Below are 6,336 nucleotides of genomic sequence, written 5' to 3'. Positions count from 1 at the left end.
CCTCGCCCGCACCCTCGACACCCCCGCCGGCACCGAACTCACCATCGACGACGACTTCTTCGCCCTCGGCGGCCACTCCCTCCTCGCCGCCCGCCTCACCAACCACATCGCCGCCGCACTCGACGTCCGCCTCACCGTGCGCGACGTCTTCCAGCACCCCACCCCCGCCCGGCTCGCCGCGCACATCGACACCCTCACCAACGCTCCGGCGCCCCGGAAGGCCCGCCCGGCCCTCCGCCGCCGTACCGAGACAGATCGGATCAGCTCATGAGCGCCACCTCCGGCTCCTCCTTCACGCCCGCCCCCGAGGACGTCGTCTGGGACCTGCCCGGCGACGGCCCCCACCGCCTCTCGCTGCTCGTCCTGCCGCACGCCGGCGGCAACGCCCACGCGTACAGCGCCTGGCGCGAACACCTGCCCGCCGACGTCCGCCTGCTCATCGGGCAGTACCCGGGCCGGGGCGCCCGCTTCTCCGAGGACCTGCCCGGCTCCGTGGACGACCTGGCGCTGCCCGTGGTCGACGCCCTGCCGGCCGACGCGGGCCCCCTGGTCGTACTCGGGCACAGCATGGGCTCCCTCGTCGCCTTCGAAGTGACCAGGGCCCTCCAGGCCGCCGGCCGCACCCCGTACGGACTCGTCGCCTCCGCCTGCCGGGCGCCCGTCCTGCCCAACCAGGCCCCGGTGCACCCCGAACGGCTGGACGACGACGAGCTGGTCGCCGCCATCAAGGAGCGCGGCGGCACCGACGACGGCATCCTCGACGACCCGGAACTCCGCGAGATCGTCCTGCCGTCCATCCGCGCCGACTTCGCCATCGACGACGCCTACCGCTGCACCGCCCCCGACGTGCGGCTCGACTGCCCGGTCGCCGTCCTCGGCGGTGACGCCGACCCGATCGTCCCGGTCGGCATGCTCGGCGGCTGGGCCCTGGTGGCCGGGCACGAGGTGACCCCCGAGGTCCTTCCCGGCGACCACTTCTACTTCCAGCAGGACCTCCCCGGCTTCTTCGCCCGCCTGAACCCGGTCCTCGAAGCGTTCCGCGCCCCCACCCGGGCCGCCACCGCCTGAGCGCGGCCCGCCCCCGCCCCCGCCCCCTGCCCACCGCCCCTCCTCCCACCGAAGACGAGGAACCCGCCATGACCACCTTCGCTCCCCACCCGGCCACGGCCCAGGCCCCCGCCACCGACGGACTCGCCGTCGTCCGTGAGCCCGGCAAGCCCGCCGTCGTCCAGGTGCCCCGCTTCGCCACCATGTCCGAGGCCACCGCCTGGCTGACCGCGCACCGCCCGGCGATCCAGGCCGAACTCCACCGCTCCGGGGCGGTCATGCTGCGCGGCCTGCCCGTCACGGACGCCGCCACCTTCGCCGAGGCCCGCGACGCGCTCATCGCCGAACGCGCCGGCTACAAGGAGAAGGCCACCCCGCGCACCGACTTCGGCGAGGGCGTCTTCTCCTCCACCGACCTGCCGGCCGCCCAGCCGATCCGCCTCCACAACGAGAACAGCTACACCCTCGACTTCCCCGGCGTGCTGCTGTTCGGCTGCGTCACCGCCCCCGAGACCGGCGGCGCCACCACCGTCGGCGACATGCGCCGGGCGCTCGCCCTGCTGCCGCCCGAGCTCGTCGCCCGCTTCGAGAAGGCCGGCTGGCTCCTTGTCCGCAACTACTCCGACCTCGCGGGCATGCCGTGGCGCAAGGCGTTCTCCTCGGACGCGCCGGCGGGTGCCGAGGAGTACTGCGACGCGCACTCCATCGGCTACGAGTGGCTGGACGAGGACACCCTGCGGACCCGCCAGCTCCGCTCCGCCGTCGTCACCCACCCGGTCACCGGCGAGCGGGTGTGGTTCAACCACTTCGCCTTCTGGAACGCCCGCAGCCTGGACGAGGACGTCCGCGAGGTCCTCACCGAGACCTTCGGCGCCGACGGCCTGCCCTTCGACACCCGGCTCGGCGACGGCACCGTCCTCACCGACGCCGAGGTCGACGCCGTCAACGACGCCTACCAGGCCGTGACCGTGCGCGAGAGCTGGCAGGCCGGCGACCTGATGCTCGTGGACAACATCCTCTGCGCCCACGGACGCGAGTCGTACACCGGCGCCCGCAAGATCCTCGTCGCCATGGGCGAGCCCGTGCCGCTGTCCGACTGCGCCCCCACCGTCGCCCCCTCCGCCACCCCGTACGGAATGTGAGCCGCGCCATGACCGCCGTCCTCCCCGAACCCGCCACCGCCACCCTCCCCGCGCCCGGAGCCGGCACCGGCTCCGCCGCCCCGGGCTGCGCCTGCGCCGCCTGCGCCACGGGCACCGGCCACGCCGACCTCCTCGCCCGGCTCGCCACCGCCCCCGGCGGACGGACGGCCGTGGTCGCCGCCGACCGCGACCTCACCTTCGACGAGCTGCGCGCCGAAGCCGCCGGCGTCGCCGCCCGGCTCACCTCCCTCGGCGCCGGACCCGAGAGCGTCGTCGCGCTCTGCCTGCCCCGCGGCGCCGGGCTCGTCACCGCGCTCATCGGCACGCTCACCGCCGGCGCCGCCTACCTGCCCGTCGACCCGGCCCTGCCCGCCGAACGCCGCCGCTACCTGCTGGAGGACTCCGGCGCCGACCTGGTCGTCACGGACGGCGCGGGCGACCTCCCGCCCGCCCCCGGGATCCGTACCGTCACGCTCGCCGAGCTGACCGCACCCGTCACCGCCGAGGCCGCCGGCCCCGTCCCGTACCGCCCGGCCCCCGTCACGGCCGACACCCTCGCCTACGTCATCTACACCTCCGGCTCCACCGGCCGCCCCAAGGGCGTCGAGATCGGCCGGGCCGCCGCCTCCCTCCTCCTCGCCGAACTGGAGCGGGCCGGTGCCGCCGCCGGCGAGGCCCGCCGCGTCGGCTGGAACGCCTCACCGTCCTTCGACGCCTCCGTGCAGCAGTGGGTACGACTCTGCCGCGGCGACACCCTCGTCATGATCGACGAGGAGACCCGCCGCGACCCGGCGCTCCTCGCCGCGTTCGTCGACGCCCAGGCACTCACCGACCTCGACATCACCCCCTCGCACGCCGACCCCCTCCTCGACCTCCTCACCCCCGCCGGCGGCCCCCGCCCGCTGACCCTGCTCGTCGGCGGCGAGGCCATCAGCCCCGCCCTCTGGGACCGGCTCGCCGCCGCCCACGGCGCCGGGACCCTGCGCGCCCTCAACGTGTACGGACCGACCGAGTGCACCGTCGACGCCACCGCCGGCTGGATCGACCGGCCCGGCGAGCCGCACATCGGCACCGTCCTGCCCGGCCTGCGGATGCGGCTCCTCGGCGAGGACCTCGCCCCCGTGAGCCCCGGCGAGGCCGGCGAACTGTACCTGGCGGGCCCGCGCGTGGGCCGCGGCTACCGCAACCGGCCCGCCCTCACCGCCGAGCGCTTCGTCGCCGACCCGGCCGGCGCCGCCGGCTCCCGCATGTACCGCACCGGCGACCGCTGCCGCCTCCTGCCGGACGGCCGGCTCGTCCACCTCGGCCGCGCCGACGGACAGATCAAACTGCGCGGCCACCGCATCGAACTCCCCGAGATCGAGGCGGTCCTCACCCGGCAGGACGGCGTCGCCGAGGCCGCCGTGATCCTCGGCGAGGACGCCGGCGGCGGCCCCGCCCTCCTCGCCTACCACCGCGGCGGCGACGCCGGAGCCCTGCGCACCGCCCTCGCCGCCACCCTGCCCGCCTACATGCTGCCCTCGGCCTTCGTCGCGGTGGACCGCTTCGCCACCACCCCCAGCGGCAAGCTCGACCGCTCCGCCCTGCCCACCCGCGCCGACACCCCGGCGGCGGCCGGGGGCGCCGCCGCCCCCACCGGCGACACCGGTCTGCGCGGGCCCGCCGAGGAACTCATCGCCCGTGTCTGGACGCAGGTCCTGGGCGCCGACTCCATCGGCCCCGACGACAACTTCTTCAAACTCGGGGGACACTCCCTCCTCGCCATCAAGCTGGTCTCCCGGGTCCGCGCCGAACTCTCCGTCGCCCTGCCCGTCAAGGCCGTCTACGCCCACCCCCGGCTCCGCGACCTCGCCGCCCGCATCGAGGAGCTGACGGCCGCGCGGGACGCCTGACCGCCGGCCGCACCGGGGCGGTCCCCGCCACCGGCCCCACCCACCCGCCCCGCCACTCACGAGAGGCAGCACCCGTGATCCCCCTGTCCTACGCCCAGCGGCGTCTGTGGTTCCTGAACCGGCTGGAGGGCTCCTCCCCGGCCTACAACGCGCCCGTGGTGCTCCGGCTGGCGACGCGGCCGGACCCGGCCGTCCTGGAGGCCGCGGTACGGGACGTGGTGGAGCGGCACGAGGTGCTGCGCACCGTGTACCCGGCGGTGGACGGGGAGCCGTACCAGCGCGTCGTCACCGATCCCGACGTGCGCCTGCGAACGGTGGAGTGCGCGGCCGGGGAGACGGACGAGCGGGCGGCGGAGTTCGCCCGCCGGCCGATCGACATCACCCGCGAACTCCCGCTGCGCGCCGCCCTCTTCACCACTCCCGGCGAGGACCCGGCCGTCCTCGTCCTGGCCGTCCACCACATCGCCACCGACGGCTGGTCCGCCGGGCTCCTCCTGCGCGACCTCGACACCGCCTGCCGCGCCCGGGCCGTCGGCCGGACCCCTCACTGGGAGCCGCTGCCCGTCCAGTACGCCGACTACGCGCTGTGGCAGCGGGACATGCTCGGCGACCCGCGGGACCCCGGGAGCACCGCCCACGAGCAGCTCGCCCACTGGCGTGCGGCCCTCGACGGCATCCCGGCCGAGACCCGGCTGCCCGCCGACCGGCCCCGGCCCACCGAACCGACCCACCGGGGCGCGAGCGTCACCGACGAACTGGACGCGGCGACCCACCGGGCGCTGACCGCGGTGGCGCGCGCCGAACGGGCCACGTTCTTCATGGTCGTACGGGCCGCGCTGGCGCTCGCGCTGCGCGCGGCCGGCGCGGGCCCCGACCTCGTGGTGGGCACCCCCGTCGCCGGGCGGCCCGAGGAGGCGCTCCACGACCTGGTCGGTTTCTTCGTCAACACGCTCGCCCTGCGCACCGACCTCTCCGGGGAGCCCACCCTCGCCGGGCTCGTCCGCCGGGTGCGGGAGGCGGACCTGGCGGCCTTCGCCCACGAGGACCTGCCGTTCGACCTCCTCGTGGAGGACCTCAACCCCGAACGCTCCCTCGGCCGCCACCCGTTCTTCCAGGTCATGCTCGCCACCGGGGCCCGGCAGGAGACGCGGACGGAGATCGGCGGCATCCCGGCCGTGCCCGCCGACACCGACCTCGCCACCGCCAAGTTCGACCTGAGCTTCCACTGCCAGGAGCGGACCGGCACCGGCGGCGAACCCGGCGGGCTGCTCCTCGCCCTGCAGTACGCGACCGACCTGTACGACGAGGACACCGCCCGCCTCCTCCTCGGCCTCTTCCGCCGCGCCCTCACGGCCTTCGCCCGGTACCCCGGTGACACGCCCGTGAGCGCGGCCGCCCCGGCCACGGACGAGGAGCGGCGCGCGCTCGACCGCCGCCACGAGGCCCTCGCCGCGGCCCGCGCCGAGGCGGAGAAGGCGCGCGCCGCCGCCGGAGCGTCCGGCGGCGGCCGGCCGGGCGGCACGCCCGCCGCCGACCCCCGCGAGGAGATCCTCCGGGGCCTCTTCGCCGCGGTGCTCGACCGCGACGACGTCCTGACCGACGACAACTTCTTCAAGCTGGGCGGCCATTCGCTGCTCGCGGGGAAGCTGACGAACCGGGTGCGCGCGGCGCTCGGCCTCCAGGCCGCCATCCGCGACGTCTTCCTCGCCCCGACCCCCCGGCAGCTGCTGCGCCGCCTCGACGAGCGGGGCGCAGGAGCCGCGCGGCCCGTGCTCCGCCCCGTGCCCGCCGCCCTCCGCCCGGCCCGGCTCCCGCTCTCCGCCGCGCAGCGGCGCCTGTGGTTCGTGGACCGGCTCGAAGGACCCGGCGCCACCTACAACATCCCGGTCGTCATCCGGCTCCGCCGGCCCCTCGACCCGGCCGTCCTGGCCGCCGCGCTCGCCGACGTCTCCCGCCGGCACGAGGTGCTGCGCACCGTCCACCGCTCGGCGGACGGCGAGCCGTACCAGGTCGTCCTGGACGAGGACCGGGCGCCCGTCCTCGACCTGGTACGCGCCGGGGGAGCGGAGGCGGTACGGGCGGCGGTCGACGCGGCGGCGGGGTACGTCTTCGACCTCGCCGCGGAGCCGCCCTTCCGGGCCACGCTCGTCACCGACACCGGGGCGACGACCGGAACGGCCGGCCCGACGGCCGCCACCGGGGCCACGGGGCCGGCCGCCCCGACCGGCAGGGCCGGGTCTCCGGGTTCCACCGGG

At 76.5% G+C, this 6,336-nt stretch carries 5 protein-coding genes; all 5 read left to right on the top strand.

Going from position 1 to position 6,336, the window contains the following annotated elements:
- Positions 1 to 271, top strand: a 271-nt coding sequence (locus tag RIF68_RS23555) for an acyl carrier protein (RefSeq protein WP_309053286.1), incomplete at its 5' end; no start/stop codon positions are given.
- The gene (locus RIF68_RS23550; protein ID WP_309053285.1) at positions 268 to 1,068 is read left to right on the top strand and encodes an alpha/beta fold hydrolase; all 801 of its coding nucleotides are present in this window, start codon (positions 268 to 270) and stop codon (positions 1,066 to 1,068) included. The genes RIF68_RS23555 and RIF68_RS23550, both read left to right, overlap by 4 nt.
- Positions 1,069 to 1,136: 68 nt before the next feature.
- Positions 1,137 to 2,189 carry a TauD/TfdA family dioxygenase gene (locus RIF68_RS23545; protein ID WP_309053284.1) on the top strand — a complete coding sequence of 351 codons (1,053 nt, stop codon included), beginning with the start codon at positions 1,137 to 1,139 and terminating at the stop codon, positions 2,187 to 2,189.
- 8 nt (positions 2,190 to 2,197) lie between these two features.
- Complete coding sequence (locus RIF68_RS23540) at positions 2,198 to 4,081, top strand: amino acid adenylation domain-containing protein (RefSeq protein ID WP_309053283.1); 1,884 nt, start codon at positions 2,198 to 2,200, stop codon at positions 4,079 to 4,081.
- Between the two features lie 74 nt (positions 4,082 to 4,155).
- The coding region (locus RIF68_RS23535) for a condensation domain-containing protein (RefSeq protein WP_309053282.1) at positions 4,156 to 6,336 on the top strand (2,181 nt) is incomplete at its 3' end.

The organism is Streptomyces sp., from assembly GCF_031178505.1.
Lineage (GTDB): Bacteria > Actinomycetota > Actinomycetes > Streptomycetales > Streptomycetaceae > Streptomyces > Streptomyces gulbargensis.
This window is presented reverse-complemented; position numbering and strand designations above follow the sequence as displayed.